The organism is Corynebacterium sp. Marseille-P8863 (assembly GCF_946902955.1).
Classification (GTDB): domain Bacteria; phylum Actinomycetota; class Actinomycetes; order Mycobacteriales; family Mycobacteriaceae; genus Corynebacterium; species Corynebacterium gottingense.
The window spans coordinates 1-841 of sequence record NZ_CAMPQC010000038.1 but is presented as its reverse complement, the minus strand read 5'-3'; the positions used below and the strand labels follow the sequence as shown (position 1 = coordinate 841).

Below are 841 nucleotides of genomic sequence, written 5' to 3'. Positions count from 1 at the left end.
GTTCTGGAGCAAGCGGGCCCCTAGTGGCGACTGCAACGTCACCTTCATGGAGGAAGTGGAACTGATCAGGATGCACTCGTCAGGCGATCCTGGAATATTCCCTTCGTACACCCGAACTTTTACTGATGTTGCGGTTTCCGATGTCTCTGCGCGGTATCCGTAGCAAGTTTCGGTTCCGGCGGGGAAGAACACGCGTATTTGTGTGGGGCTGATTACTTGGTAGCCCGACCATTTGACTTGACGCTCATTTTTGAGATCGTTGCGCGCCTCCACGTCGGAGGGTTGTTGCCGCGTTTTGTGGACGATCCCCATTGCGCTGCTGAGTTCGTCGCCGACAGGGGTGGCTGAGACTATTCCTACCGCACTACCCACCACCGCCAACACCGCTAAAATAGCGCCGATCAAATGTACATTTTGTGCGTTCAGCCCCACGTTTATGCCGAATTTAGATAGTATGCCAGACATATTCGCTCCTTACTTCACTGGCCGACTTGCCGTTGAATCAGCTTCTTCTCCGATGAATGATTCCTGAGCATGGACTGCCACTGGCGCCACAGCCATGGCCAGACAAGCCGATGATGCCAGGACTGTAGCCCGGTTGAAGATCTTTCTGATATGGGAGTTGAGATACATGACAGCTCCTTGAGGTAGGATGAAGGCTGCGTTCGTATCAGATAAACACATTAGTACTGACACGATCACGAGCGTTACTCTTTTTCAATATTGTGATATGTGACATAGTTTACCTTTGGGGCTGACATCGAAAATACATATGCACCCCACCTGCGGTGACTCTCGTTGAATGCCTACCCAGAACAGTTCCACGCCAAGACGGATCAAA

1 protein-coding gene is annotated in these 841 nt (G+C 51.5%); it reads right to left on the bottom strand.

Annotated elements, in window-relative coordinates; translation table 11 throughout:
- A partial coding sequence (locus OVO38_RS12375; protein WP_267208695.1) for a hypothetical protein occupies nucleotides 1-465 on the bottom strand: 465 nt, incomplete at its 3' end.
- Between the last annotated feature and the right edge of the window lie 376 nt (nucleotides 466-841).